Origin of the sequence: Streptomyces avidinii, from assembly GCF_045161815.1 — a bacterium.
Taxonomy (GTDB): Bacteria; Actinomycetota; Actinomycetes; order Streptomycetales; family Streptomycetaceae; genus Streptomyces; species Streptomyces avidinii.
This window is the reverse complement of the sequence record NZ_CP108863.1, coordinates 3,103,274-3,129,976: the sequence shown is the minus strand read 5'-3', so window position 1 is coordinate 3,129,976 and position 26,703 is coordinate 3,103,274. Positions and strand designations below refer to the sequence as shown.

Here is a 26,703-nt window from a genome sequence, read left to right as displayed (position 1 = left end):
CGGACCCGGACCCGCGCAGGACCGCCCGGTCGGCCGATCCCCGTTCGACACACCCCGGCCCGTCACCTTTCGTAGGGATATCAGCCTCGGGTTGGAGCACCGGGAGGGACCGTGGCGCCGGAAGGTTTCGACTACGAGACGCACAGCCGCCTCGCCGGTCCGTTCGCGCAGCCGGCGCCCGGCCCCGACGGCGTCCACCACGTGGCGTACCGCTCGCTGCTCTCGCGCGAGGAGGTCCGTACCCGAATACGGGCCGTCGCCCTCATGACGCTCGCCCCGGTGGCCGCGGCCGGACTGCTCCTCTACCTCGTCTGGCCCACCCACTGGACCGTCCGGGAGGGCGCCGCCCGCTGGCTGGTCGTCTGCGACGCCGTGATGCTCTGCTCCATCGCGCTGATCATGCTGTTCACCCTGGTCAACGTGGTGTCGGTGGCCCACGCCACCATGGTCGCCCGCAACCCCGTTCCGGTACCGGCCGAGCCCGGCACCCGCGTCGCGTTCCTGACGACCTACGTCCCCGGCAAGGAACCGCTCGCCATGGTGCGGGCCACCCTCCGGGGCGCCCGCCGCATCCGGCACGACGGACCGCTGGACGTCTGGCTGCTGGACGAGGGCGACGACCCCGAGGCCAGGGCGCTGTGCGCGGAGCTCGGCGTACGGCACTTCACCCGCAAGGGCGTGCCCGAGTGGAACACGTCCAAGGGCGCCCACCGGGCGAGGACCAAGAAGGACAACAGCTTCAAGAAGATCCCGACGCCCGAGGACTTCTTCTGCGCGGGGCACAGCCAGCTGCCCGACGGGCGGCTGCTGGTGGCGGGCGGCACCGCCCGGTACGAGGTCCTCCGCGGCAAGGTCACCCGGGCGGGCGGGCGGATGCGGGTCAAGAACGAGAACCCGGACAAGTCCTTCAAGCTGCGCAAGGGCACCCGGTTCCGGTCCCCGTCCGGGGTGGAGTACGAGGCGAAGTTCGACGTGGTCGTGCCGCGGGCGAGGAAGAAGTTCGAGATCACCTACGGGCGCGGCGGGCAGGTCGTGCCCTGGCGGACCACGGTGGTCGCCGCCGAGTCGAGGGTCTTCGTCGAGGCGGTGAAGACCGGCGCCGAGGGGCTGACGACGGAGGCCGCGCAGTACGAGGTGCTCGGCCTCACGGGCAAGGACGCCGACAACGTCTACGGGCTCGCGGAGCGGCTGAGCGCCGACAAACAGGACTTCCAAGGCATCAAGTCGGCGTACGAGTTCGACCCGAGGACGGAGAAGTACCTCCCCGTCGACCCGATGAGCGACGCCCGCTGGTACCCGACGCTCGTGACCCTGGAGGACGGGCGGGTGCTCGCGGTCTCCGGGCTCAACGACGTGGGCGACGTGGTGCCCGGCGACAACGAGTACTACGACCCGCGGACGAAGAAGTGGTCGAAGGGTCCCTTCCACTACTTCCCGACGTATCCCGCGCTCTTCCTGACGCAGGGCGGCAAACTCCTCTACACCGGCTCCAACGCGGGCTACGGCCCGAAGAACAAGGGGCGCGAGCCGGGCGTGTGGGACCTGCGGACCAACGAGTTCACGAAGGTGGGCGGGCTCGCGGAGCCGGACCGGATGGAGACCTCCTCCTCGCTCCTGCTGCCGCCCGCCCAGGACCAGAAGGTGATGGTCCTCGGCGGCGGCGGAGTGGGCGAGTCCAGGCTCGCTTCCAGCCGCACCGCGATCGTGGACCTGAAGGAGGAGAACCCGGTCTTCCGGTCCTCCGCGCGGCTGCCCCGCGCCACCCGCTACCTGAGCAGCGTGCTGCTCCCGGACGACTCGGTCTTCACCACGGGCGGCTCCGCCGACTACCGCGGCCGGGGCGCCAGCGACATCCGCAAGGCGCAGTTCTACCACCCGCGCACCGACTCCTTCGTGGCCGCCGCCGATCCGACCGTGGGCCGCAACTACCACTCGGAGGCGCTGCTGCTGCCCGACGGACGGGTGGCCACCTTCGGTTCGGACCCGCTCTTCGCCGACAAGGACAACACCCGGCTCGGCAGGTTCGAGCACCGGCTGGAGGTGTACACGCCGCCCTACCTCCACCGGGACCCGGCCCTGCGGCCCGCCCTGGGCGCCGGGCCCGAGGAGCCCGACGCGCACGGGCGGGCCACCTTCGCCGCGGCGCACCCGGAGCGGATCGAGCGGGCCCGCCTGATGCGGCCGAGCGCGGTCACGCACACCACGGACGTCGAGCAGCGCTCGATCGAGCTCGGGCTGACCCGGACGGACCACTCGGTCACGGTCGAGGTGCCGCGGGACCCGACGCTGGTGCCGCCGGGCTGGTACATGCTGTTCGTGACCGACGCGGAGGGGACGCCCTCGGTGGCGAAGTGGCTCAAGGTGGGGGCCCCGGGGCAGCCGGCCGCACCGTAGGAGTCCCTACGTCCGCCAGAGGACCCGGGACTCGGCGGTGCAGGGCGCCTGCAGGGCCTGGTCGTCGTTCCCGCCGTCCGGGCGGACCGATACGCACTTGCCGCTGTTGCGGTTGACCAGGTGTCAGGCCCGGTGCGGGGCGTTGTAGCGGAAGGCCCAGAACCGGTCGGGGAAGAGGCCGCTCTCGTCCCCGCACAGGTACTGGGTGACGAGCGCGTCGTCCGCGGTGCGGGCGGCGTCGACCGACAGGCACAGCCCGCTGTGCAGGTTGCGGAGTGCGTAGACGGTCCCCTCGGGGCCGGTGGCCTCGGCGGTGAGCTTCCAGAACTGGTCGGAGTTCGCCCCGCAGCCGGTCTGTACGAGTCCTCCCGAGGGCACGGTGCTGCCGCGGTCGGCGGACAGGCACATCCTGCTGCCCGTGTTGGTGAGCCGGAACAGCCCGTCCGGCAGCGCGGGCGGGCCCTCCAGCATCGCCCCGCGCCCGCGCGGGTCGCGTACGCGGTCCCGTACGACCGTGTTGAGCCGCCCGAGCGGGATGATCCGTGCGCCGCAGCGGTACTCGCCCCACAGGGTCTTGCCGCCGCCGTAGCGCTCGGCCAGCTCACGGACCGTCAGCGAGTCGGTCATCGTCCGCAGGAACCGGGCGAGCGCGTTCGCCTCGTCCGTCGCCCCCTTCGACTCCCCCTGTGGACGGCCTGCCTTCCCCATGTCTCGCCCCCCGGTGTCCGCGGCCCAGCGAACACCGGGGGCATGCGACCGTCCACAGCAGGGCTCCCCGGGGGTCCGGAAAACGGCCGGGAGTGCGTGGGGAGCGACCGGGAGCCGCCGGGAGCCGCCGGGAAGGCGGCCGAGGTGGTCGCGCGGTCGGCCCAGGGGCCGGGAGCCCCCGAGGCGGGGCGGACCCGGCGGGCGCCCGCTCCCGATGGGTGGGAATGGCCGGTTCCGCGTCATTCCCTCGCGCGGCGCGCCAGCCCCAGGGCGTAGTCGGGCCACCAGGTACCGGCCGCCGGGCCGCCGCGGCAGGTGCCGTCGGACTCGCCGGGCCGCTTGACCCAGAGGTACGCGTCCACGAGCGGGTCGTCCGTCCGGTCGGTCGGCGGCGCCCCGAGGGCGCGGCCGGGCGGATTGCACCAGGCCTGGTTGCGGTCGCCGGGCAGCGGGCCGTCGCCGTTGCGGCTGGTGTCGATGACGAAGTGCTTGCCGTTGGTGCCCTTGGAGATCCTGGCGCCGTAGGCCCGGGCCGCCGCGTCGGACTGGAAGTTGGAGACGTTGAGGGCGAAGCCGTCGGCGCGGGCGAGACCCGCCTTGAAGAGGGGTTCGACGAGGTCCGTCGGGTCGGGGATCCAGGCCGGGTTGCCCGCGTCCAGGTAGACCTTGGTGTTCCGGTTCTTCTTCAGCCGGTCGACGGCCTCGGAGAGCAGCCGGTAGCGCTCGGCGTGGTGCTCCGGCCGGGTGCAGCCGTCGATGATGTGCGCGACGGCGTCCGGCTCCAGGACGACGACGGCCCTGGTGTCCTTGATGTTGTCGGCGAAGGCGCCGATCCAGCTGCGGTAGGCCCGGGCGTCCCGGGCGCCGCCGGCCGAGTGCTGGCCGCAGTCCCGGTACGGGATGTTGTACGCGGCGAGCAGCAGGGTCCGCCCGGTGGCGTCGGCCCCGGCCCTGGCCCGGCGGATCTCGGGGCCCGGGTCGCCGCCGGGGATCCACAGGGCGAGCGGACGGTCCGCGATCCTGCGCAGCACCTGGGCGTCGCTGTTGCGGCCCGCCGCCTCCCATGCGGCGACCTGCCGGGCGGCGTCGCTGTGCGGGTCCACCCAGAACGGGGACTCCTCGGCCGCCGCGACGGGGGAGGGGGCCCGGGGCGTGGCGGCGGGGATCCCCGGCCCGGGCGCGGACGCCCCGCTGCACGCGGGCGCCGCCGCGAGGAGCAGGAGGAGGCCGAGGACGGGGGCGGGGGCGGTGGAACGCGGCCTGCGAGCGGCGGGGGGCATCCGGCTTCCTCGGGACGAAGGGTCGGGCAGCGGAGCGAGATACCGGGATATGTTGACATGTCAGGCACTGGGCGTGGCTGTGCGACACCGGGCGGCGGGGGCGGTCGGGCAGCCCCCGCGGGGCGGTTCAGCCGGCGGCGTCGCCCGTGGTGAGCGCGATCGCCAGCGGCGTGCGCTCGTAGCGGACCTGATGGCCGTGGCGGGCCGAGATGAGCAGCCCCGCCGCGCGCAGGACCCCCAGGTGGGCCGAGACCGTGGACGGGGCCAGACCGAGCCGGTGGGCCAGTGCCGTGGTGGAGGCCGGTTCCTCCAGCGCGCACAGCACATCGGCCCGGACCCGGCCCAGCAGGCGGGCGAGCGCGGCCGGGGTGTTCTCCCCGACCGGCGTCCACAGGGCGCCGATGCCGCGGGCCGGGTAGACGACGGTCGGCTGCCAGGGCGGGTCGAAACCGCCCGCGATCTGCGGCCAGACGAAGGCGCTCGGCATCAGCAGCAGCCCCCGGCCGCCCAGGACGCGCTCGTGGTGACTGGGCCGCTCGATGGTCAGGGTGAGGGAGGCGGCGTCCCAGGAGAGGTCCGGGTGCAGACCGTCGAAGAGCGACTGGAGCCCGCCGTCGGCGAGCCGGCGCGAGTGGAAGAGGACGTCCGCCTCCAGCAGGGCCCGCAGCCGCGGCCAGTGCGGCTCGATCAGGACGCTCCAGGCCCGCTCCAGCAGATCGGCCAGCTCGCGCACGGCCCGCGCCGGGTCGGCGAGCAGGGCCCGGCCCAGGTCGCTGTCGAGGGCGCCCGGCGTACAGGCCAGTGACTTGCGCATGTCCTCGCGCGCCGCGGCCGGATCGGCCGCGCGGATCAGTGCGAGCTCCTCCTCGAAGGAGACCCCCGGTCCGCTCGGCGGCGGGCTGATGAAGTCCGTACTGTGCCCCCGGTTCGGCATCAGCAGCCACAGCGGCCGCAGGTCCAGACCGTCGGCCGCGGCGCGGATCCGTCGCAGCCAGGGCAGGTGGTAGCCCTGCCGGTCCGGGCGGTTCAGGGTGCGGACGGCCTCCTGCGTCTCCCACGCGGGCGACAGCGCGAAGCGGCACCGCAGCAGGTCCTCGTGCCCGAAGTAGTGGTGCAGTCCCATCCCGGCGCCTCCCCTTCCCCTGTCCAGGGGACTCTGCCCCAACATTCGGCCACAGGCGAATCTCTGGGGCGCCGGGTGCGGGCCCGGAACGCTGGGTCCATGCCAGCCGACACCCAGGCGCCCGGGCGGTCCACACCGCCACCGGGCTACCGCTCCGTGTTCCGGGTCCGGGAGTTCCGGCCCGTCTTCGCCGCCCATCTGCTGTCCGTGTTCGGCGTGGTCGTCGCCGAGATCTCGCTGTCCGTCCTCGTCTACCGCGCCACCGGTTCGCCCCTGATGAGCGCGCTCGCCTTCGCCCTCGGCTTCCTCCCGTACGTCCTCGGCGGCACCCTGCTCGCCGGGATCGCCGACCGCCACCCCGCCCGCCGGGTCCTCGTCGCGTGCGACCTCGTCTGCGCGCTCTGCGCGGCGGCCATGGTGCTGCCGGGCACGCCGGTCGCCGTGCTCCTCGCCCTGCGCTGCGCGATGGCCTTCGTGGCCCCGCTGTTCCAGGGCACGCGCAACGCCTCCCTCTCCGACATCCTGGGAGTCGGCGACACCTTCGTCCTGGGCCGCTCGCTGCTGCGCATGGTGGCCCAGAGCGCCCAGCTCATCGGCTTCGGCCTCGGCGGGCTGCTGCTCACCGTGCTCGCGCCGCGCGGTGCCATCGCCCTCACCGCCGCCGGATTCCTCGGCTCCGCGCTCCTGCTCCGGCTGGGCACCCGCAGCCGTCCCGCCCGCGGCGGCGCCCGTACCTCCCCGCTCGCCGGACTGCGCGCCGTCCTCGGCCGGCGGCGGCTGCGCGCGCTGATGCTGCTCTTCTGGCTGCCGCCCGTCTTCCTCGTGGTGCCCGAGGCGCTGCTCGCCCCGTACGCGGACGGCATCGGCGCCGGCACCGCCGCCCTCGGCCTGATGATGTGCGCCATGCCCGTCGGCACCATCGCCGGGGAACTCTGGGCCGGCTCGGCCCTCAGCGCCCGGACGCGCTCGCGGATCGTGGTCCCGCTCGCCGCCGCCGGTCTGCTGCCGCTGCTGCTCTTCGCCGTCCGGCCGGGCGTGACCGTGGTCCTCCTCGCGCTGCTGCTCGCCGGGCTGGCCCACGCCTACACCCTCGGCCTGGACCAGTGGTACGTCGACGCCGTGCCCGAGGAGCTGCGCGGGCGGGCGATGACCCTGCTCAGCACCGGTCTGATGACCCTCCAGGGAGTCGGCATGGCACTGGCCGGCCTCGCCGCCGAATTCCTCCCGGTGCACGGGGTGGTCACCGGATCCGGGATCCTCGGCACCGGGGTCGTCCTGCTGCTCCTGGCCGAACTCCGGTCCGCCGTCCGGCAGGAGGACCGACTGAGGGGTGAGACGGCCCCCGCCGCGAAGTGACCTCCCGGTAGGGTCACAGGCGTGCCCAAGCCGCTCAGCCTTCCCTTCGACCCCATCGCCCGCGCCGACGAGCTCTGGCAGCAGCGCTGGGGACCCGTGCCCTCGATGGCCGCGATCACCTCGATCATGCGCGCGCACCAGATCCTGCTCGGCGAGGTCGACGCGGTCGTCAAGCCGTACGGGCTGACCTTCGCCCGCTACGAGGCGCTGGTGCTGCTCACCTTCTCCAAGGCCGGCGAACTGCCGATGTCGAAGATAGGCGAGCGGCTGATGGTCCACCCGACGTCGGTGACCAACACCGTGGACCGGCTGGTGAAGTCCGGACTGGTCGCCAAGCGGCCCAACCCGAACGACGGCCGCGGCACCCTCGCCTCCATCACGGAGAAGGGCCGCGAGGTCGTCGAGGCCGCGACGAAGGACCTGATGGAGGTCGACTTCGGCCTCGGCGCGTACGACGCCGAGGAGTGCGGGGAGATCTTCGCGCTGCTGCGCCCGCTGCGGGTGGCCGCGGCGGACTTCGAGGAGTAGGGGACCGGGTCCCGGCCTCCGGGGGCGCGTCAAGATCGAGCAAAACGGACGGCTAGGCTCGTCGGCATGAAACGAAGCGTGCTGACCCGCTACCGCGCCATGGCCTACGTGACCGCGGTCATGCTCCTGATCCTCTGTGCCTGCATGGTGGCGAAGTACGGCTTCGACACCGGCGCCGACCTGACCTTCGTGGTCTCGCAGGCCCACGGTGTGCTCTTCATGATCTACCTCGCCTTTGCCCTCGACCTGAGCTCCAAGGCCAGGTGGCCCTTCGGCAAGATGCTCTGGGTCATGATCAGCGGAACGATTCCGCTGGCCGCCTTCTTCGTCGAGCGCAAGGTCCGCGCCGAGGTCGAGCCGCTGGTCAACGACTCGCTCGCGACCGCCAAGGCCTGATCGGCGCCCCGTACGAGGCGAGCGTCACCCACCCCCGGGACGAGTCCCCGGGGGTTTGCCATCGACATTTACTAGGACGTCCTAGTAAATTCATGGGTATGGACGCTGACGCCATCGAGGAAGGCCGCCGTCGCTGGCAGGCCCGTTATGACAAGGCCCGCAAGCGCGAGGCAGACTTCACCACGCTCTCCGGCGACGAGGTCGAACCGGTCTACGGGCCCCGGCCCGGCGACGCGTACGAGGGATTCGAGCGCATCGGGTGGCCGGGTGAGTACCCGTACACCCGAGGGCTCCACGCCACCGGCTACCGAGGGCGGACCTGGACCATCCGGCAGTTCGCCGGCTTCGGCAACGCCGAGCAGACCAACGAGCGCTACAAGATGATCCTGGCCGCCGGCGGCGGCGGGCTCTCCGTGGCCTTCGACATGCCGACCCTCATGGGGCGCGACTCCGACGACCCCCGCTCGCTCGGAGAGGTGGGGCACTGCGGGGTCGCCATCGACTCCGCCGCCGACATGGAGGTCCTCTTCAAGGACATCCCGCTCGGCGACGTCACGACCTCGATGACGATCTCGGGCCCCGCCGTGCCCGCCTTCTGCATGTACCTGGTCGCCGCCGAGCGGCAGGGCGTGGACCCCGCCGTCCTCAACGGCACGCTCCAGACGGACATCTTCAAGGAGTACATCGCCCAGAAGGAGTGGCTCTTCGAACCCGAGCCGCACCTGCGCCTCATCGGCGACCTCATGGAGTACTGCACGAAGGGCATCCCGGCCTACAAGCCGCTGTCCGTCTCCGGCTACCACATCCGCGAGGCCGGAGCCACGGCCGCGCAGGAGCTCGCGTACACCCTCGCCGACGGCTTCGGCTACGTGGAGCTGGGACTCTCGCGCGGGATGGACGTCGACGCCTTCGCGCCCGGCCTCTCCTTCTTCTTCGACGCGCACCTCGACTTCTTCGAGGAGATCGCCAAGTTCCGCGCCGCGCGCCGGATCTGGGCCCGCTGGATGAAGGAGGTCTACGGGGCGAAGAGCGACAAGTCCATGTGGCTGCGCTTCCACACCCAGACCGCCGGTGTCTCGCTGACCGCGCAGCAGCCGTACAACAACGTCGTGCGCACCGCCGTGGAGGCCCTCGCGGCCGTGCTCGGCGGCACGAACTCCCTGCACACCAACGCCCTGGACGAGACCCTCGCCCTGCCGAGCGAGCAGGCGGCCGAGATCGCCCTGCGCACGCAGCAGGTGCTGATGGAGGAGACCGGCGTCGCCAACGTGGCGGACCCGCTGGGCGGTTCCTGGTTCGTGGAGCAGCTCACCGACCGCATCGAGGCCGAGGCCGAGAAGATCTTCGACCAGATCAAGGAGCGCGGCCTGCGCGCCCACCCGGACGGGCAGCACCCCATCGGGCCGATCACCTCGGGCATCCTGCGCGGCATCGAGGACGGCTGGTTCACCGGGGAGATCGCCGAGTCGGCCTTCCAGTACCAGCGGTCCCTGGAGAAGGGTGACAAGCGCGTCGTCGGCGTCAACGTGCACCACGGGTCGGTCACCGGCGACCTGGAGATCCTCCGGGTGAGCCACGAGGTCGAGACCGTCCAGGTACGGGAGCTCGTAGCCCGCAAGGCCCGGCGCGACGACGCCACGGTCGACGCGGCGCTGAAGGCGATGCTGGACGCCGCGCGGGACGGGTCGAACATGATCCCGGCCATGCTGGACGCGGTGCGGGCCGAGGCCACGATGGGCGAGATCTGCAACGTCCTGCGCGACGAGTGGGGCACCTACACCGAGCCGCCCGGCTTCTGATCCCGCGGAGTGCGACGGCCGGTCATGGCGCCCGTGCGGGCGGCGCGATGACCGGCCTTCCGCGTTCCCCGGACCGGGGGCTGCGTCAGAGCGCGGCGCCCGGGCCCCGCAGGCCGTGCATCAGCAGCGCCGTGAAGGTGGCCACCCAGAGCTCGTCCACCGGCTCGGAGCTCACCAGGGCGCGGTGCACCACCGTGCCGGCGATCACGTCGAAGATCAGGTCCGTGGTGCGGCCCGCGAGGGACTCGTCCTCCTCGTACGGGAGTTCCCCACGCTCCTGGGCCCGCTCGCGACCCAGCACGACGAGACGTTTCTGCCGGTCCACGATCGCCGACCGGATCCGGTCACGCAGGGCCTCGTCCCGAGTGGACTCGGCGACGACCGCCATCAGGGCGGTACGGGCCTCGGGGCGCCGCAGCAGTTCCGCGAACTGCAGGACCACGTACTCGATGTCCGCTTCCAGGGAGCCGCGGTCCGGGAGTTCCAGGGCGTCGAAGAGCTCCGCCACCGCGTCCACGACCAGCTCGTTCTTGCCCGCCCAGCGCCGGTAGAGGGTGGTCTTGGCGACCCCCGCACGGGCGGACACGTCCCCCATGGTCAGCTTCGACCAGCCCAGCTCGACCAGCGCGTCCCGGGTCGCGGCGAGGATCGCGGCGTCCGCGGCGGCACTGCGGGGACGACCGGTGCGGCCGGGGCTGGGGTTGCGCATGGCCGAGACCATACCCGCCGGTAGCCGAAGCGGCCGCTGTGGTTCAGATCACGGGGCGGGAAGGGGAGCGCGCGGCCTCCGGGGGAGTTACGCTACGGCTCGTAGCGTAAGAGCGACAACCACGCGAAGAGCTACGGGCGCCAGGTGGGGACCCGGCGCCGACCGGTCATCACGATCGCGACGGTACGGCGGCACGGCCAATTCGCGCGATCTTTTTCGTCGGTGCGCACACACGGGGGAGGATGTACGCATGCAGCCCAGAAACATGTCCATGAGCGGCGTCGTCGACCTCGCCGCGGTGAAGGCGGCCGGCGAGGCCAAGGCCAAGGCCGAGCAGGCCCGCGCCGAAGCGGCACGCCAGGCCGGTCAGGCCGGCGGGGCGGGTCCGTCCGCCGGTGCGGTGCCGCCGTCCGCGCTCGTCATCGACGTAGACGAGGCCGGCTTCGAAAGCGATGTGCTCCAGCTCTCCGCAGAGGTTCCGGTCGTCCTGGACTTCTGGGCCGAGTGGTGCCAGCCGTGCAAGCAGCTCAGCCCCCTGCTGGAACGTCTGATCACCGAGGCGAACGGTCGCCTCGTGCTCGCCAAGGTCGACGTCGACGCCAACCAGATGCTCATGCAGCAGTTCCAGATCCAGGGCATCCCGGCCGTCTTCGCCGTGGTCGCCGGTCAGGTGCTGCCGCTGTTCCAGGGCGTGGCCCCCGAGGAGCAGATCCGCGACACCCTCGCCCAGCTGGTCCAGGTCGCCGAGGAGCGCTTCGGGATCATCGGCATCGAGGTGGACCCGAACGCGGAGGGAGCCGCCCCGGCCGCCCCGGCCGCGGACGACATCCCGGCCGGCCCGTACGACGCCCTGCTGGAGGCGGCCGTCGTCGCGCTCGACGCCGGTGACCTGGGCGGCGCGGTCCAGGCCTACAAGAACGTACTGGCGGACGACCCGGGCAACACCGAGGCCAAGCTGGGCCTGGCCCAGGCCGAGCTCCTCGCCCGGGTCCAGCACATGAACCCGCAGGCGGTGCGCACCACGGCCGCCGAGAACCCGCGGGACCCGGCGGCGCAGATCGCCGCGGCCGACCTCGACCTGGTCGGCGGTCACGTGGAGGACGCCTTCGGGCGCCTGGTGGACACCGTCCGGGTCACGTTCGGTGAGGACCGGGACGCGGTGCGGCTGCGGCTGCTGGAGCTGTTCGAGGTCATCGGCGCGGACGATCCGCGGGTGTCGGCGGCGCGTACGGCGCTCGCGCGGGTGCTCTTCTAGGCCGGCCCGGACCCGGCTCCGGGGCCGCTCCGAGCCTGCCGCGGCGGGTCTGCCGTACACCGCCGGGCCACCGGCGATTTGTTGACACGTAGATAAACAGCGGCCGCGCTTTGCCAAAACTTGGTAATCGCGGCCGCTGTTACTCGCAGTAAATCGAACCCCGTGAACTGTCCGGTGTGTTCGGCAATCCACCGTTCTGTCGTGGCCCTGGGTGACACCCTGTGTTGCTGCCCGACGGCGGGGGGTCGTACTCAGGTTATCTGGCCGTTACCCGCCAGTAACGAACCCCCTTGTGCCCCGGCCTGGAATGGACCACGATCGGCGACGCTCGGTCCTTCCCGCAGAGCCGCTCACTCGGAGCCGCGGTGGAGGGTCCCCACCGAGCCGGCCTGTGGCAGTGGCACCGGCCGTGGGACAGGGGGGTCTCTGCCACACCGGCGGGGCCTGTCCTCCAGGTTGCGCGAACGCGTGGCCCAGTGGTTGTCGCTCGGGGGTGATCGCCGGTGTATCGGACGTGGCACAGCCGCGGCCCGGCCGCCTGCGCTCCTTCCCGAGGACGTAGCACTTCTCCCATCCCAGGACGGGCACGGCCCGGACCGGAGATGTACGTCCGAGAAGGAGGAACGAAATGAGTTCTCAGGTTCGTGGCGGGACCAGATGGAAGCGCTTCGCGCTCGTCATGGTGCCGAGCATCGCGGCCACGGCCGCGGTCGGTGTGGGACTGGCGCAGGGTGCCCTCGCGGCGTCTTTCAGCGTCTCCGGCCAGGACTTCAAGGTCTCGGCCGACAAGCTCGACGGTGAAAACCTCATCCAGTACGGCGGTATCGCCGAGGGGCACGACCTCAAGGGCAACGCCCAGCACCACCCGGTCACCATCTCCGGGTTCAGCAACGCCAAGATCACCAACATGTGCCAGTCCCTGGTCACCCCGACTCCGCTGGGCAACATCACGCTCCAGCTGAAGACCGGTCACAAGGGCACCCCGGCCGAGGCCAGCAACATCTACCTGGATGTGGCCGAGCTCGACACCGACGCCGAGTTCACCAACCTGGACATCGGTGTCGCGGTCGGCGACCCGAGCCACAAGACCAAGCCGCAGGCCGGTACGGTCGCCAGCCCGTACGCGTTCTCGCAGCGCGCCGACCGGGCCGTCCTGACGAACGTGAAGCAGAAGGCGTGGGCGACCACGGCGGGCACCTTCAAGCTGCCCAACCTGAAGCTGCGCCTCCTCGGTGGCGACCAGCCCTGCTACCAGGACATCAAGGACTGATCGGTCCCCGTGTCCGACCGGCCGGGCGGGTGGCGGCAGCCGTCGTCCCCCGCCCGTCCGGGCTCCACAGATTTCTCCGTACCACCGTTTCCAGGGAGCTGTTGTCCATGAACCCCCAGGCCCCGGTTTACGTTCGCGCAGAAGACGACGCCTGGCCCACCGTGGTGTATTACCACTTCCATGCATGGAGCGGCCGCCGTCCCTTCTGGGCCGGGTTGTTCACGCTCCTCGGTGGCTTCCCGATCGCATACTTCCCCTACGCGGACCTCCGGCTGGGCAACGTCAGTCTTGCGATGGCCACCACCGGCGGCGCCGGTGCGCTGATCATCGGTGTACTGCTGATCACGCTGGGACTGGCCCTCTGGTTCCAGGAGACCATCCGCGTCTTCGCCGGCGTGGCCGCGATCCTGCTCGCCCTGGTCTCGATCCCGGTCTCCAACCTCGGTGGCTTCTTCATCGGCTTCACCCTCTCCATGGTCGGCGGCGCACTCGCCCTGGCCTGGGCGCCGGGGCAGCCGGCGGTGGAGCAGCCGCCGGGCGTGGTCGGCCTGACCAAGGCGGAGGCGACGGCGGACATGGGCGTCCAGGGAATCCAGGGCATTCCTGGTCCCCGTGGGACGGAAACGGCACACGCGAGCGAGACGACTGCCCACGCCGATGGCGGGAGGAACAGTGCGGGGTGACGAGACGCAGCGGGGCGTGGCCCCAGGCGCAGAGTCCCGTGTAGTGAAGGGGCCGCGGCACGCGGCACCCAGGAAGTCGCTGCTGAACAAGATCCAGATACCCGTCGGCAAGACGATGGCGCTCGCGGCGATGCCGACGGCCGTGTTCGTCGGGATGGGCATGGCGCCGAAGCTGGCCGTGGCCGACGACAAGGAGATCCCCTTCGCGCCCGGCCCGTGTGTGACGCGGTCCGACGAACCCGCGGAGACCGAGTCGAAGTCCCCGTCCCCCACGCCCTCGAAGACCCCGTCGCCGAGTACGTCGCCCAGCGCGACGCCCTCACCCTCCGCGTCGGCGTCCACGAAGGACAAGGCGAAGCCGAGCACTTCCCCGTCGGCGACCAAGCCGCCGGCGACGAACGAGACGGCCCCGGCCCCCACCCCGTCGCCGGACCAGCCCAAGTCCACGAACCCGCTGGACCCGCTGGGCGTCGGCGACGCGCTCAAGGATCTCGTCGACGAACTCGGCAGGCCCCTCAAGGACGCGCGGGAGCAGGCGACCCCGACTCCCACGCCGTCCACGACCCCCAAGGCGACCCCGACTCCCGACCCGGCCGCGGACGCGATCCGCGACGCGGCGAAGAAGGCCGGCGTCGAGGTCAAGGACCTGTCCGACGAGGTCAAGAAGACCGAGAAGACCCCGAAGGACGAGACCGGCGAGGACGAGGACAAGCCCGAGGGCGAGGACAAGGCCAAGGACGAGGAGACGAAGGACCCGGACGGGAAGCAGCCCTTCCCGTGCCCGACCTACGACGCCAAGGCGCTGGCCGATGCCGAGCTGGAGCAGGGCGTCCCGCTCCTGCCGGACGAGCCCTGGTACCTCGACAGCTCCCTGCTGACCCTTTACGGCCTGGACTACCACGGCATCGTCGAGGTGAAGACGGGCAGCGGCAAGGTCAAGAAGGTCCTGAAGTTCACGGCGGACTCGCTCGACATCAAGGACCTGTACCAGACGGTCGGCAAGGGCGGGAACGTCGCCCACCTCAAGTCCCGTCCGGGCTCCACGTCCAAGATCCGCGGCGGCACGGTGACGATGTACACCGAGAGCCTCAAGGGGAACCTCTTCGGTCTGATCCCGATCGAGTTCACCCCGAACAGCCCGCCGCCCCTGAACGTCCCGTTCGCCTTCTTCACGGACGTCAAGGTGGTTCAGGCCGGCCAGTTCGGCGGCACCCTGACGGTCCCGGGCCTGAAGAACTACATCGGCCCGCCGGAGTAGTCCCGTACCGGGCGCACGCGAAAACGCCGAGGGCGGCACCCCGCATCACTGCGGGGTGCCGCCCTCGGCCTCTGTGCGGCAGAGTCGGTGCGGCGGGCGACGTCAGTCGCGGGTGTCGCCGCCCAGGTGGTGGACCCGGACCATGTTGGTGGTGCCGGGGACACCGGGGGGCGAGCCGGCGGTGATGACCATGGTGTCGCCCTGGTTGTAGCGGTTCAGCTTGAGCAGCTCGCCGTCCACCAGGTCGACCATCGCGTCGGTGGTGTCCACGTGCGGGACGATGTAGGACTCGACGCCCCAGCTCAGCGTGAGCTGGTTGCGGGTGTTGACGTCGGTGGTGAACGCCAGGATCGGCTGGGTGACGCGGTAGCGCGACAGGCGGCGGGCGGTGTCCCCGGACTGGGTGAAGGCGATGAGCGCCTGGCCGTCGAGGAAGTCCGCGATCTCGCACGCCGCGCGGGCGACGGAGCCACCCTGGGTACGGGGCTTCTTGCCCGGCACCAGCGGCTGGAGGCCCTTGGAGAGGAGCTCCTCCTCGGCCGCCGTGACGATCTTCGACATCGTCTTGACGGTCTCGATCGGGTAGGCGCCGACCGAGGACTCGGCGGACAGCATGACCGCGTCCGCGCCGTCGAGGATCGCGTTGGCGACGTCGGACGCCTCCGCGCGCGTCGGGCGGGAGTTGGTGATCATCGACTCCATCATCTGGGTCGCGACGATCACCGGCTTGGCGTTGCGGCGGCACATCTCGATGAGCCGCTTCTGGACCATCGGGACCTTTTCGAGCGGGTACTCGACGGCCAGGTCACCACGGGCCACCATGACCGCGTCGAAGGCGTCGACCACGGCCGCCATGTTCTCCACGGCCTGCGGCTTCTCGACCTTGGCGATGACGGGGACCCGGCGGCCCTCCTCGTCCATCACCTTGTGGACGTCCTTGACGTCGTTGGCGTCGCGGACGAAGGACAGGGCGACCATGTCGCAGCCCATCCGCAGGGCGAACCGGAGGTCGTCGACGTCCTTCTCCGACAGGGCGGGGACGTTCACGGCGGCACCCGGCAGGTTGATGCCCTTGTGGTCCGAGATGACACCGCCCTCGATGACGATGGTCCTAACCCGCGGGCCCTCGACCTCCGTGACGCGGAGCTCGACGTTGCCGTCGTTGATCAGGATCTGGTCGCCCTTGGTGACGTCGCCCGGGAGGCCCTTGTAGGTGGTGCCGCAGATGGACTTGTCGCCCGGGACGTCCTCGGTGGTGATGGTGAACTCGTCACCGCGCACCAGCTCGACGGGACCCTCGGCGAAGGTCTCGAGACGGATCTTCGGGCCCTGGAGGTCGGCGAGGACGCCGACGGCGCGCCCGGTGTCTTCGGAGACCTGCCGGACGCGGTCGTACCGCTCCTGGTGTTCTGCCTGGGACCCGTGGCTGAAGTTGAATCGGGCCACATTCATACCTGCCTCGATGAGCGCTTTCAGCTGCTCATACGAGTCGACGGCGGGGCCCAGCGTGCAGACAATTTTGGAACGGCGCATGACTGGATCCTATCGGTTTGTTTCGTAGCGGAATATTCCGTCTGGTGGAAAGTCCAAGTGACTAACGGGTAACCAGCGCATACGCCTGGGTGGCGATCTCCAGTTCCTCATCCGTCGGGACCACCGCCACCGCCACCCGGGCGTGATCCGCCGAGACCAGCCGCGGCTCGCCGGAGCGCACGGCATTGGCCTCCGGGTCCAGCGCCAGGCCCAGCTCGGCCAGACCGTCCAGTGCGGCCGCGCGGACCTGGTGGGCGTTCTCGCCGACCCCGGCCGTGAAGGTCACCGCGTCCACCCGTCCCAGCACGGCCGAGTAGGCCCCGATGTACTTCTTCAGACGGTGGACGTACGCGGCGAAGGCGAGGCTCGCCGCCTCGTCGCCCTCGCCCGCCCGCCGGAGCACCTCGCGCATGTCGTTGTCGCCGCACATGCCCAGCAGACCGCTCTTCTTGTTCAGGAGCGAATCGATCTCATCCACCGAGAAGCCGCCCACCCGCGCCAGATGGAAGACGACCGCCGGATCGACATCGCCCGAACGGGTCCCCATGACCAGCCCCTCCAGCGGGGTCAGGCCCATGGACGTCTCCACGCACACCCCGCCCCGCACGGCCGAGGCGGAGGCGCCGTTGCCCAGGTGCAGCACGATCACGTTCACGTCCTCCACCGGTCGGCCCAGCAGCTCGGCCGTCGCCCGGGAGACGTACGCGTGGGAGGTGCCGTGGAAGCCGTACCGCCGGATGGAGTACGCGTCGGCGGTCGCGGCGTCGATCGCGTACCGCGCCACGTACTCCGGCATCGTCGAGTGGAAGGCCGTGTCGAAGACGGCGACCTGCGGGATGTCCGCGCGCAGGGCCCGCGCCACCTCGATGCCCGTCACGTTCGCCGGGTTGTGCAGCGGAGCCAGCGGGATCAGGCTCCGGATCTCCGCCAGTACCTCGTCGTCGATCACGGTCGGCCGGGTGAAGCGCGTCCCGCCGTGCACCACCCGGTGGCCCACCGCGGCCAGTTCGGGGGAGTCCAGCCCCATCCCGTCGGCGGCGAGCTCCGCGGCCACGGCCTTCAGTGCCGCCCCGTGGTCCGCGATCGGGCCGACCTGCTCCCGCCGTCCGCCCACGGCGCCGGGACCGGTGAGCGGCTCGTGCACCAGCCGGGAGGTCTCCTCGCCGATGCGCTCCACCAGGCCGGACGCCAGCCGGGAGCGGTCCGCCATGTCGAGGAGCCGGTACTTGACCGACGAGGAGCCGGAGTTGAGGACGAGTACGCGCGATGCGGTCACGGTGGAGGTCTTTCCTTGTCGCGGGTGGTGAGGGGGAGTGGCAGGGGTCAGACGGTGGGCGCCGGCGCGCCCTGCGCCTGGATCGCGGTGATGGCCACGGTGGTGACGATGTCCTGGACGAGCGCGCCGCGCGAGAGGTCGTTGACCGGCTTGCGCAGACCCTGGAGCACCGGGCCGACCGCGACGGCGCCCGCCGAACGCTGCACGGCCTTGTAGGTGTTGTTGCCCGTGTTGAGGTCGGGGAAGACCAGCACCGTCGCGCGGCCGGCCACCGCGGACCCGGGCAGCTTGGTCGCGGCGACCGAGGGCTCCACGGCCGCGTCGTACTGGATCGGCCCCTCGACGGCCAGGTCGGGGCGCTGCTCGCGGATCAGCTCGGTGGCCTTGCGGACCTTGTCGACGTCCGCACCGCTGCCGGAGGTCCCGGTCGAGTACGAGAGCATCGCGATCCGCGGCTCGACGCCGAAGGCGGCCGCGGTGGCGGCCGACTGGACGGCGATGTCGGCGAGCTGCTCGGCGTTCGGGTCCGGATTGACCGCGCAGTCGCCGTAGACGAGGACCCGGTCGGCCAGGCACATGAAGAAGACCGAGGAGACGATGGACGCCTCCGGCTTCGTCTTGATGATCTCGAAGGCCGGGCGGATGGTCGCCGCGGTGGAGTGCACCGAACCGGAGACCATGCCGTCCGCCAGGCCGCGCTGGACCATCAGGGTGCCGAAGTAGTTGACATCGGTGACCACGTCGTGGGCCAGCTCCACCGTCATCCCCCTGTGGGCGCGGACCTGGGCGTAGTACTCGGCGAAACCCTCCCGCATCGGGGAGGTCGCAGGGTCGATGAGCTGTGCGCCCGAGATGTCGATGCCGAGGTCGCCGGCCTTCTTCAGGATCGCCTGCTCCTCGCCCAGCAGGGTCAGGTCGCAGACCCCTCGGCGCAGCACCACGTCCGCAGCGCGCAGCACCCGCTCCTCGGTGCCCTCGGGCAGCACGACGCGGCGGCGCTCCGAGCGGGCCCGCTCCAGCAGCTCGTGCTCGAACATCATCGGGGTGACCCGCTCCGAACGGGCCACCGACAGCAGACCGCGCAGCTCCCCGGTGTCCACGTGCCGCTCGAACAGGCCGAGCGCGGTCTCCAGCTTGCGCGGGGTCGCCGAGTTCAACCGGCTCTGCAGCGAGAAGAGTTCGGCGGCGGTCGGGAAGCTGTTGCCGGCCACCGACACCACGGGCGTGCCCGGCGCCAGCTTCGAGGCCAGTGCCAGGATGTCCCGGCCCGGGCGCTCGTTCAGGGTGAGCAGCACACCGGCGATCGGCGGGGTCCCCGAGGCGTGCGCGGCCAGGGCGCCTATCACCAGGTCGGAGCGGTCTCCCGGGGTCACGACCAGGCAGCCGGGGGTCAGGGCGTTCAGGAAGTTCGGCAGCATCGCACCGCCGAAGACGAAGTCCAGGGCGTCGCGGGCCAGCCCGGCCTCGTCGCCGAGGAGCACCTCACCGCCGAGGTCCCGGGTGATCTGGGCGACGGTCGGGGCGGAGAGCGACTTGTCGTCCGGCAGCACGTAGCAGGGCACGGGGAGCCGGGCGGCCAGCCGCTCGGCTATGACGTCGCGGTCCTCCGCGGCCACCCGGTTCACGACCATGGCGACGACGTGGCAGCCCAGGGTCTCGTAGGCGCGGTAGGCGTTGCGGGCCTCGGCGCGGACGGCCTCGGCCTGGTGCCTGGTGCCGCCCACGACGGGCACGACGACCGCGCCGAGCTCGTTGGCGAGGCGGGCGTTGAGCGCCAGCTCGTCGGGGAGGTTGGTGTCGGCGTAGTCGGTGCCGAGGACGAGCATGACCTCGTAGTCGCGGGCCACCCGGTGGTAGCGGTCGACCAGCTCGGAGACGAGTTCGTCGGTGCCCTTCTCGGCCTGGATCGCCGAGGCCTCCCGGTACGACATCCCGTAGGCCGTCGAGGCGTCCTGCTCGATCCGGTAGCGGGCCTTGAGGAGGTCGAAGAGCCGGTCCGGTGAGTCGTGCAGGAGCGGACGGTAGACGCCGACCCGGCCCGTCTGCCGGGTCAGCAGCTCCATGATCCCCAGCTCGACGACCTGCCGGCCGTCCCCCCGCTCGATCCCGGTCACGTACACGCTGCGCGTCACGCCGGCTCTCCGTCCCATGCTGTGGATGTCTTTTTGGTCTGGCTCGACCTCTTGACAATACCTCTGTCAATGGGTAGGGCGCCCCCCGGAAAAAGGTCTGGCCGGGAGGGTCGAAAGACCTTCCGGGCGGAGCAGCCGAAAACGCGCGGTACCCCGGGCCCGTGGAACAATCGGACAGGCTTCATCATTACGCCCTTCATATGTACGGCAGGAGACACAGCACGATGCGTATCGGAGTTCTCACCGCAGGCGGCGACTGTCCGGGCCTCAACGCTGTCATCCGGTCGGTCGTACACCGTGCCGTGGTCGGGCACGGTGACGAGGTCATCGGTTTCGAGGACGGCTTCAAGGGCCTCCTCGACGGCAACTTCCGCCCCCTCGACATCAATGCCGTCAGCGGCATCCTCGCCCGCGGCGGAACGATTCTCGGTTCGGCACGCATGGAGCGCGCACGTCTCCACGAAGCCGCCGAGAACGCGCAGGAGCTGGCGGAGCGCTACGGCATCGACGCCCTCATCCCGATCGGCGGCGAGGGCACCCTGACCGCCTCCCGGATGCTGTCGGACGCCGGGATGCCGGTCGTCGGCGTACCGAAGACCATCGACAACGACATCTCCTCCACCGACCGCACCTTCGGCTTCGACACCGCCGTCATGGTCGCCACCGAGGCGATCGACCGTCTCAAGACCACCGCCGAATCGCACCAGCGCGTGATGGTCGTCGAGGTCATGGGCCGCCACGCCGGCTGGATCGCCCTGGAGTCCGGCATGGCCGGCGGCGCGCACGGAATCTGCCTGCCGGAACGCCGGTTCGAGGTGGACGCGCTCGTGAAGATGGTCGAGGAACGGTTCGCCCGCGGCAAGAAGTTCGCCGTGATCTGCGTTGCCGAGGGCGCGCACCCGGCCGAGGGCTCCATGCCCTACGAGAAGGGCGCGATCGACCAGTACGGTCACGAGCGCTTCGCCGGCATCGGCAACCGCCTCGCGATCGAGCTGGAGCACCGCCTCGGCAAGGAGGCCCGCCCCGTCATCCTCGGCCACGTCCAGCGCGGTGGCACCCCCACCGCCTACGACCGGGTGCTCGCGACCCGCTTCGGCTGGCACGCCGTGGAGGCCGTCCATCGCGGCGAATTCGGCAACATGACCGCCCTGCGCGGCACCGACATCGTGATGGCCCCGCTCGCCGAGGCGGTCACCGCACTGAAGACGGTCCCCGAGGAGCGCATGTACGAGGCGGAGTCGGTCTTCTAGACGCCCCGCGGGCCGCCGAACCGGGCGGCCCCGCACGGAGCGGCCCGAAGCGAGCGGCTCCGCGCCGGTCGGCGTCGTGCGGGGACGGGGGATCCCGGCCGGGCAGGATCCGGAAGGGACGGCCTAGCCCGCACCGCCCGCGAGGTACCAGAAGCGGTCCACGATCTCGGCGAGGAACTCGCGGCCGGCGTCGCCGCTGCCGGCTTCGCCCTGGCCGCCGCCCCAGCTGAGGGTGGCCACCATGCGCGACTGGTAGTCCCCGTGCAGCTGCTCCAGTACCCGCTCCAGGTGGTGCTTGGGGATCGGCAGCAGCTTGCCCAGTGGTTTCACGTACGCCTGCCAGCGCGTGGTGACCGCGCTGCGCAGCAGCTCGGCCAGTTCCTCGTGCTTGCCGGTCGCGGTCACGAACTGGGCCAGAGTCAGACCCAGCACCGAGGCGAGGGCGGCGGACTGCCGCTCGTTGCCCTTCCAGCGGCCGGTGTCCTCCATCTTCTGGTACGACCCGGTCTCCAGGCCGATCCGCCGGGCCAGGTCGTCCGCCGCGAGGCCCCGGGCGACCCGGTGCTCCCGCAGGGTGACCGGCTCGGCGAGCAGTTCCCCGGGGGAACACCACAGGACGCCCGCGAGCGCCGTGACTTCGGCGGAGGAAGGTGATATTTCGCCACGCTCCCAGGCCATCACGGTCTCGGGTGCGACGACGAGTCCGTACTGGGCGCGCAGGCCGTAGGCGACATGACCGGGAGCCATGCCCAGGGCCGCGCGCAGGCGACGCGCGGCGGGGGCATTGAAAGGCGGGCTGGAGTGCACACCGCACACCGTAGAAGTGGCCAGGCTGTGGCGCCTACAGACCAAACAAACAAGCCCATACCTCGTAGGAACGTCCTATGAAGTTAAGGGCTTTCGTCGGGTTTCCGTGCGACTGTCCGGTAATCGGTGACGCCGCTAGATCCTTTCCATGGGTACGGTTCCAGCCATCGCCCGTCGATGCAAGACCCTTCACATCCTCCGCACCATGTGAACCGACCATCCATCCCGTGCGTGATTCCTTCAGGGGCCCTCGCCCACGGGGGTGGCGAGGGCCCTTGCCTTGACGTCGGCGTCAAGGAATACGGTCCTGCCATGCGCATCGGCGAACTGGCGGAGCGGGCCGGGACGAGCACCCGGACGCTGAGGTACTACGAGTCGCGCGGGCTGCTCCCCGCGCGACGGGCCGACAACGGCTACCGGACCTACGACGAGGACGACCTGCGGCTGCTGAGTCAGATCCGCGTGCTCCAGGACTTCGGCTTCGAGCTGGAGGAGACCCGGCCCTTCGTGGACTGCCTGCGGGCCGGCCACCCGGCCGGCGACTCCTGCCCCGCCTCGCTCGCCGTCTACCGGCGCAAGCTCGCCGAGCTGGACGGCCTGATCGGCCAGCTGGCCGACGTGCGCGAGCAGCTCGGGCGGCAGCTGGCCGACGCGGAACGGGCGGCCGGCGAAGCGGCCGTGCCGAAGTGCGAGATGACCGGATGACCGGGTGACCGGACGGACGAGAGGGACGGGGACATGAAGGCTCACGGTGTGGCACAGGTGACCGACGCGGATTTCGAGGCCGAAGTGCTCGGGGAGCGGGGACGGCCCGTCCTCGTGGAGTTCACGGCGGACTGGTGCGGCCCCTGCCGCCGGCTCGCCCCCGTACTCTCCTCGATCGCCGCCGAGGAGGCCGACCGGCTCAAGGTCGTGCAGATCGACGCGGACAGCAACCCCGGGGCCGTCACCCGGTACGGGGTGCTGTCCATGCCGACCCTGCTCGTCTTCCGTGACGGCGAGCCCGTCCAGCAGATGGTCGGGGCCCGGGCCAGGCGCAGGCTGCTCCAGGAACTGGAGGAGCAGCTGGCCACGGCCTGAGCCCCGATGCCCCGGAGCCGGCTCCGGGGCATCGGGGCCTCAGCCCTCCGGCCGGAACCAGACCGTCGCCAGCGGCGGGAGGGTCATGCGCAGGCTCGCCGGGCGGCCCTGCGCCGGGACCGGCTCCGGCCGCAGCGGCTGCGCGTGGTGGACGCCGCTGCCGCCGTAGACCTCCAGGTCGGTGTTGAGCACCTCCTGCCACAGCGGCACCTCCTCCGGCACCCCGATCCGGTATCCGTGCCGGACCACGGGCGAGAAGTTCGACACCGCCAGCAACTGCGAGCCGTCCTGCGCGTACCGCAGGAACGCGAAGACGTTGTCCTCCGCGGCGTCCGCCTCCACCCAGGCGAAGCCCTCCGGCACGGTGTCCCGCTCCCAGAGCGCGGGCGCCGCCGCGTAGGTGCGGTTCAGGTCGCGCACCAGGTCCCGTACGCCGCGGTGGTCACCCGCCGCCGAGTAGGAGGAGTCCAGCAGCCACCAGTCCGGCCCGTGCGCCTCCGACCACTCCGATCCCTGCGCGAACTCCTGCCCCATGAAGAGCAGTTGCTTGCCCGGGTGGGCCCACATGAAGCCCAGGTACGCGCGGTGCGAGGCCCGCCGCTGCCACCAGTCCGCCCCGGGCATCCGCGACACCAGCGAACCCTTGCCGTGCACCACCTCGTCGTGCGAGATGGGCAGCACGTAGTTCTCGCTGAAGGCGTAGATCATCCCGAAGGTCATGTCGTTGTGGTGGTACTTGCGGTGCACCGGCTCCTTCGACATGTAGCGCAGGGTGTCGTGCATCCACCCCATGTTCCACTTCAGGCCGAAGCCGAGCCCGCCGGAGTCCGTCGGCCGGGTCACGCCCGTCCAGGCCGTGGACTCCTCCGCGATCGTCACGACCCCCGGGCAGCGCCGGTACACCGTCGCGTTCATCTCCTGGAGGAAGCCGACCGCGTCCAGGTTCTCCCGCCCGCCGTGCTCATTGGGCGCCCACTCGCCCTCACCGCGCGAGTAGTCGAGGTAGAGCATCGAGGCCACCGCGTCCACCCGCAGGCCGTCCACGTGGAACTCCTCGCACCAGTACACGGCGTTGGCGACGAGGAAGTTGCGGACCTCCTTGCGGCCGTAGTCGAATTCCAGCGTCCCCCAGTCCGGGTGCGCCGCCCGGCGCGGGTCGTGGTGCTCGTAGAGCGGCCGCCCGTCGAACTCCGCGAGGGCCCAGTCGTCGCGCGGGAAGTGCGCGGGAACCCAGTCGACGATCACCCCGATTTCGGCCCGGTGCAGCGCGTCCACGAGGAAGCGGAAGTCGTCCGGCGTGCCCATCCGTGAGGTCGGCGCGTAGAAGCCGGTGACCTGGTACCCCCACGAGCCGCCGAAGGGGTGCTCGGCGACCGGCATCAGCTCCACGTGCGTGAAGCCCAGTTCCTTGACGTACGCGGGGAGCTGTTCGGCGAGCTGCCGGTAGGACAGCCCGGGCCGCCAGGACGCCAGGTGCACCTCGTACACCGAGAACGGGGCCTGGTGCGGGGGACGGGCGCCGCGCCCGGCCATCCACGCCGCGTCCTGCCACTCGTACCGGGAGGAGGTGACCACCGAGGCGTTCGCCGGGGGGACCTCCGCGGACCGGGCCATCGGGTCGGCGCGCAGGGTGTGACTGCCGTCCGGGCGGGTGATGTCGTACTTGTAGAGCGTCCCGGCGCCCACCCCGGGCAGGAACAGCTCCCACACCCCCGTCGAGCCGAGCGAGCGCATCGGGTAGGCGGCGGAGTCCCAGTACGAGAAGTCCCCGGAGACCCGGACCCCCTGGGCGTTCGGCGCCCACACCGTGAAGCGGGTCCCGGCCACGCCCTGGTGCTCCATGGGCTCGGCGCCGAGCGCCTTCCACAGCTGTTCGTGGCGGCCCTCGCCGATCAGGTGCAGGTCCAGCTCGCCGAGGGCGGGCAGGAACCGGTACGGGTCGTGGACCTCGATCTCGTCGCTGTCGTAGGTGAGCAGCAGCCGGTACTCCGGCACGCCGGTCAGCGGCAGCAGCCCCGAGAAGAGCCCGTCGCCCTCGTCGACGAGCTCGGCCCGCAGTCCCTTCGCCACGACGGTGACCGCCTTGGCGTAGGGGCGCAGCACCCGGAAGGCCACCCCGCCCCGCTGGGTGCGGGCCCCCAGCACCGCGTGCGGATCGTGGTGGCGGCCCTCCAGCAGCCGGGCCCTTTCGTCGGCGCCTAGTGCGGGCGCCGGCCGGACGCCGTGCGCAGGATCGGCGCGGCGGGCCCGGGGAGTACGGGCCTTCTTCACCGCCGCCGGAGCGGGTGCGGCTTCGTCGCGGACGGTCGGTGACGGCTGTCGTGCGGCGCTCACGCGAGCGGCCTCCTCGGGGGCTTCGGATGGGGGTGCGGGGAGATGGAGCCGGGGGCGGGCGGGGTCGGCGGCACGCGGTGGGCGGGCCGTACGGGCTCCGAGAGCCGCCGGATGGCGGCCATCGGGACGTGCAGCCAGTCGGGGCGGTGCCGGGACTCGTACCGCGCCTCGTAAACCGCCTTGTCGGTCTCGTACGCGCGCAGCAGTACGGGGTCCTCGCGGGGGTCCCGGCCGGTGGTCCGGGCGTAGCCCTCGCAGAAGGCGGCCCGGCAGTCGTCCGCCCAGGCGGGGGCGAACGGCCGGTGCGAGCGGGCGGCGTAGTCGAAGGAACGCAGTATCCCGGCGATGTCGCGCACCGCCGGTTCGGGACGGCGCCGGTCGGCCAGCGGCCGGGCCGGCTCGCCCTCGAAGTCGATCAACGACCAGCTGCCGTCGAGGGTGCGCAGGGTCTGACCCAGATGGAGGTCCCCGTGGATCCGCTGGGCGGGCACGCCCGCGCCCCGGGAGGCGGCCAGCGCGTCGAAGGCGCCCCGCAGCCCCGCCTCGTAGGGCCGCAGCGCCGGTACCTCGCGGGCGGTGGCGGCCAGCCGCGCCGTCATGCCCGCGGCGAGCCGGGCGGTCTGCTCCGGCCCGAGCGCGACCGTGGGCAGCGCGGCGGCCAGCGCGCTGTGCACCTCGGCGGTGGCCCGGCCCAGCGCGTGCGCCTCCGCGGTGAAGTCGGCCCCGGCGCCGAGCCGGCGCAGTGCGAGCTGCCAGCCGTCGTCGGAGCCGCGCAGGTACGGCTGGAGCACCCCCAGGGTCAGCGGTTCGCTGCCGGGCGGCACGGCCTCGTACCAGGCGACGGGCGCCGGGACGCGGGCGCAGCCGGCGGCGGCCAGCGCCCTGGGCAGTTCCAGGTCCGGGTTGATCCCGGGGCCCACCCGGCGGAAGACCTTCAGGATGAACGAATCTCCGTAGATCAGAGAGGAGTTCGTCTGCTCCCCGGAGATCGGCCGGGGCGTGAGCCCCGCCGGGATCGGCGTGGCCGGGTCCCGGTCGAAGCGCAGCGGCCCGAGGCTGCCGGGGGAGCGCAGCCGCTCCAGCAGCATGGCCGCGAGCCGCGGGTCGCCGAGCGCCTCGTACACCGCCCGGCCCGCGTACGGGCCGTCCTCGGCGTGGCCGATCAGGGTCGGTGCGAGGGCGGGCGGCAGGGACGGGCGGATGCCCAGCAGCAGTTGGTAGCAGTCCCCGTCGACGTCGAGGAGCACGTGCAGCAGTCCGGGGGTGGACCCCGGTGGCAGCAGCTCGGCCGCCGAGACGGTTCTGAGGCTGCTGATGGTGCGGCCCTTGCCCGCGAACCAGCGCTGTGCGGGCAGCCAGGCCCTCAGCATCGGCTCCAGCGGAGCGATCCCGGCGGCCCGGTCGGCCGTCAGCCGGCTCCGGGCGGATGCAGCCTCCGACATGGCGTCGCGTCCTTTCCCCGGGCCGTCACAGAATGCGCAGAGTGTCCCGGATGCGCGGCAGTTGCTTCTCCGGCATGTGCGAGTGTCGGG

22 protein-coding genes are annotated in these 26,703 nt (G+C 71.6%); 12 read left to right on the top strand and 10 right to left on the bottom strand.

All coding sequences use genetic code 11. The features are described 5' to 3' along the window. Positions 1 to 111 precede the first annotated feature (111 nt). Positions 112 to 2,394 carry a galactose oxidase-like domain-containing protein gene (locus tag OG373_RS13435; RefSeq protein ID WP_405438416.1) on the top strand — a complete coding sequence of 761 codons (2,283 nt, stop codon included), beginning with the start codon at positions 112 to 114 and terminating at the stop codon, positions 2,392 to 2,394. 123 nt (positions 2,395 to 2,517) lie between these two features. Here the strand turns inward: OG373_RS13435 and OG373_RS13430 are convergent, their stop codons facing one another. From OG373_RS13430 to OG373_RS13420, 3 genes are all read right to left on the bottom strand, one after another. Then, entirely contained in the window at positions 2,518 to 3,102 is a 585-nt protein-coding gene (locus tag OG373_RS13430; protein ID WP_405438414.1) for an RICIN domain-containing protein, read from the bottom strand. A gap of 239 nt (positions 3,103 to 3,341) precedes the next feature. Further along, on the bottom strand, positions 3,342 to 4,382 hold the full coding sequence (locus tag OG373_RS13425) for a glycoside hydrolase family 6 protein (protein WP_405438412.1): 1,041 nt from the start codon (positions 4,380 to 4,382) through the stop codon (positions 3,342 to 3,344). 127 nt (positions 4,383 to 4,509) lie between these two features. Beyond that, complete coding sequence (locus OG373_RS13420) at positions 4,510 to 5,505, bottom strand: DUF5937 family protein (protein ID WP_405438410.1); 996 nt, start codon at positions 5,503 to 5,505, stop codon at positions 4,510 to 4,512. A gap of 99 nt (positions 5,506 to 5,604) precedes the next feature. On the opposite strand from OG373_RS13420, the gene OG373_RS13415 reads away from it, so the two are divergent. The 4 genes from OG373_RS13415 to OG373_RS13400 all read left to right on the top strand — a co-directional run bounded on the left by OG373_RS13415 (position 5,605) and on the right by OG373_RS13400 (position 9,584). Next, positions 5,605 to 6,861, top strand: coding sequence for an MFS transporter (locus tag OG373_RS13415; RefSeq protein ID WP_405438409.1), 1,257 nt, complete (start codon positions 5,605 to 5,607; stop codon positions 6,859 to 6,861). A gap of 21 nt (positions 6,862 to 6,882) precedes the next feature. Next, entirely contained in the window at positions 6,883 to 7,389 is a 507-nt protein-coding gene (locus OG373_RS13410; protein WP_397732598.1) for a MarR family winged helix-turn-helix transcriptional regulator, read from the top strand. A 66-nt stretch (positions 7,390 to 7,455) separates the two neighbouring features. Beyond that, positions 7,456 to 7,785: a DUF3817 domain-containing protein gene (locus OG373_RS13405; protein ID WP_030386901.1), complete on the top strand. Its 330-nt coding sequence runs from the start codon at positions 7,456 to 7,458 to the stop codon at positions 7,783 to 7,785. Positions 7,786 to 7,883: 98 nt separating this feature from the next. Then, complete coding sequence (locus OG373_RS13400) at positions 7,884 to 9,584, top strand: methylmalonyl-CoA mutase (RefSeq protein ID WP_405438406.1); 1,701 nt, start codon at positions 7,884 to 7,886, stop codon at positions 9,582 to 9,584. Between the two features lie 85 nt (positions 9,585 to 9,669). Here the strand turns inward: OG373_RS13400 and OG373_RS13395 are convergent, their stop codons facing one another. Next, a complete protein-coding gene (locus tag OG373_RS13395; RefSeq protein WP_397732594.1) occupies positions 9,670 to 10,293 on the bottom strand; it encodes a TetR/AcrR family transcriptional regulator in 624 nt (207 codons plus the stop codon). A 250-nt stretch (positions 10,294 to 10,543) separates the two neighbouring features. Between OG373_RS13395 and OG373_RS13390 the strand changes: the two genes are divergently transcribed. The 4 genes from OG373_RS13390 to OG373_RS13375 all read left to right on the top strand — a co-directional run bounded on the left by OG373_RS13390 (position 10,544) and on the right by OG373_RS13375 (position 14,759). Next, a complete protein-coding gene (locus OG373_RS13390) occupies positions 10,544 to 11,548 on the top strand; it encodes a tetratricopeptide repeat protein (protein ID WP_405438405.1) in 1,005 nt (334 codons plus the stop codon). Between the two features lie 628 nt (positions 11,549 to 12,176). After that, the gene (locus tag OG373_RS13385) at positions 12,177 to 12,818 is read left to right on the top strand and encodes a DUF6230 family protein (protein ID WP_189972941.1); all 642 of its coding nucleotides are present in this window, start codon (positions 12,177 to 12,179) and stop codon (positions 12,816 to 12,818) included. Between the two features lie 107 nt (positions 12,819 to 12,925). Continuing rightward, on the top strand, positions 12,926 to 13,501 hold the full coding sequence (locus OG373_RS13380) for a DUF6114 domain-containing protein (protein WP_405438403.1): 576 nt from the start codon (positions 12,926 to 12,928) through the stop codon (positions 13,499 to 13,501). Beyond that, entirely contained in the window at positions 13,491 to 14,759 is a 1,269-nt protein-coding gene (locus tag OG373_RS13375; RefSeq protein ID WP_405438401.1) for a hypothetical protein, read from the top strand. The genes OG373_RS13380 and OG373_RS13375 overlap by 11 nt, the downstream gene beginning before the upstream one ends. A 102-nt stretch (positions 14,760 to 14,861) precedes the next feature. Here the strand turns inward: OG373_RS13375 and pyk are convergent, their stop codons facing one another. The 3 genes from pyk to pta all read right to left on the bottom strand — a co-directional run bounded on the left by pyk (position 14,862) and on the right by pta (position 19,700). Then, on the bottom strand, positions 14,862 to 16,292 hold the full coding sequence (pyk, locus tag OG373_RS13370; protein ID WP_397732586.1) for a pyruvate kinase: 1,431 nt from the start codon (positions 16,290 to 16,292) through the stop codon (positions 14,862 to 14,864). A 61-nt stretch (positions 16,293 to 16,353) separates the two neighbouring features. Then, the gene (locus OG373_RS13365; RefSeq protein WP_405438398.1) at positions 16,354 to 17,568 is read right to left on the bottom strand and encodes an acetate kinase; all 1,215 of its coding nucleotides are present in this window, start codon (positions 17,566 to 17,568) and stop codon (positions 16,354 to 16,356) included. Between the two features lie 47 nt (positions 17,569 to 17,615). Beyond that, entirely contained in the window at positions 17,616 to 19,700 is a 2,085-nt protein-coding gene (pta, locus tag OG373_RS13360) for a phosphate acetyltransferase (protein ID WP_405438396.1), read from the bottom strand. A gap of 224 nt (positions 19,701 to 19,924) precedes the next feature. Here pta and OG373_RS13355 point away from each other — a divergent pair, with 224 nt between their 5' ends. Continuing rightward, the gene (locus OG373_RS13355; protein ID WP_189972947.1) at positions 19,925 to 20,950 is read left to right on the top strand and encodes an ATP-dependent 6-phosphofructokinase; all 1,026 of its coding nucleotides are present in this window, start codon (positions 19,925 to 19,927) and stop codon (positions 20,948 to 20,950) included. 123 nt (positions 20,951 to 21,073) lie between these two features. On the opposite strand, the gene OG373_RS13350 is transcribed toward OG373_RS13355, so the two are convergent. Beyond that, complete coding sequence (locus OG373_RS13350; protein WP_397732627.1) at positions 21,074 to 21,697, bottom strand: helix-turn-helix domain-containing protein; 624 nt, start codon at positions 21,695 to 21,697, stop codon at positions 21,074 to 21,076. A gap of 372 nt (positions 21,698 to 22,069) precedes the next feature. Between OG373_RS13350 and OG373_RS13345 the strand changes: the two genes are divergently transcribed. Continuing rightward, positions 22,070 to 22,462 (top strand): MerR family transcriptional regulator, encoded by a 393-nt coding sequence (locus OG373_RS13345; RefSeq protein ID WP_052873692.1) that lies wholly within the window; start codon positions 22,070 to 22,072, stop codon positions 22,460 to 22,462. A gap of 33 nt (positions 22,463 to 22,495) precedes the next feature. Beyond that, on the top strand, positions 22,496 to 22,837 hold the full coding sequence (locus OG373_RS13340) for a thioredoxin family protein (protein WP_405438394.1): 342 nt from the start codon (positions 22,496 to 22,498) through the stop codon (positions 22,835 to 22,837). Positions 22,838 to 22,876: 39 nt separating this feature from the next. Here OG373_RS13340 and glgB read toward each other — a convergent pair whose 3' ends face one another. Both glgB and OG373_RS13330 read right to left on the bottom strand, forming a co-directional pair. Further along, the gene (gene glgB, locus OG373_RS13335; protein WP_405438392.1) at positions 22,877 to 25,171 is read right to left on the bottom strand and encodes a 1,4-alpha-glucan branching enzyme; all 2,295 of its coding nucleotides are present in this window, start codon (positions 25,169 to 25,171) and stop codon (positions 22,877 to 22,879) included. Then, complete coding sequence (locus OG373_RS13330; protein ID WP_397732576.1) at positions 25,168 to 26,613, bottom strand: maltokinase N-terminal cap-like domain-containing protein; 1,446 nt, start codon at positions 26,611 to 26,613, stop codon at positions 25,168 to 25,170. Before OG373_RS13330 ends, glgB begins: the two co-directional genes overlap by 4 nt. Positions 26,614 to 26,703 lie beyond the last annotated feature (90 nt).